We start from the raw sequence: 480 nt of genomic DNA on the forward strand, positions 1-480 counted from the left end.
TCGGCGACGTGTGCGACGGACTGCGCCTGATCACCGAGCCCGGGCCCGATGATCCGGGGCAGACCATCGCTCTGGCGATGGCGGGAGCCGAAGCAGCCGAAGGACTTGCTGCCGCCCTGGACGACGAATGGGCCCTGTACACGCCGCAGCAGGCCGCCGTGACGGCCTCCGCTCTCTTCGCCCAGATCGCTGCGGCGGGCGCGGCGCCGGAGCTGTGCGGCCAGACAGCAGGTCCGGGTAGTCACCCAGCCCGCCCCGCCTCGTTGAAGAAGGAGACAGCAAAGGCCGAAGACAGAAGGGCGGGTGGCGACGTGACACAGCCGGCACCACACCAGCAACCGTTGTGGCGGCGCTACCAGGAGCCGGACGACCGGGGTTTGATCGGCGACGTGTGCGACGGACTGCGCCTGATCACCGAGCCCGGGCCCGATGATCCGGGGCAGACCATCGCTCTGGCGATGGCGGGAGCCGAAGCAGCCG

At 70.4% G+C, this 480-nt stretch carries 1 pseudogene; it reads left to right on the top strand.

Annotated features, from left to right (window positions below):
* A pseudogene (locus IH50_RS0136950) lies at window positions 1-480 on the top strand (hypothetical protein); the annotation flags it as partial.

This window comes from Streptomyces sp. NRRL S-37 (assembly GCF_000721605.1).
GTDB lineage: Bacteria > Actinomycetota > Actinomycetes > Streptomycetales > Streptomycetaceae > Streptomyces.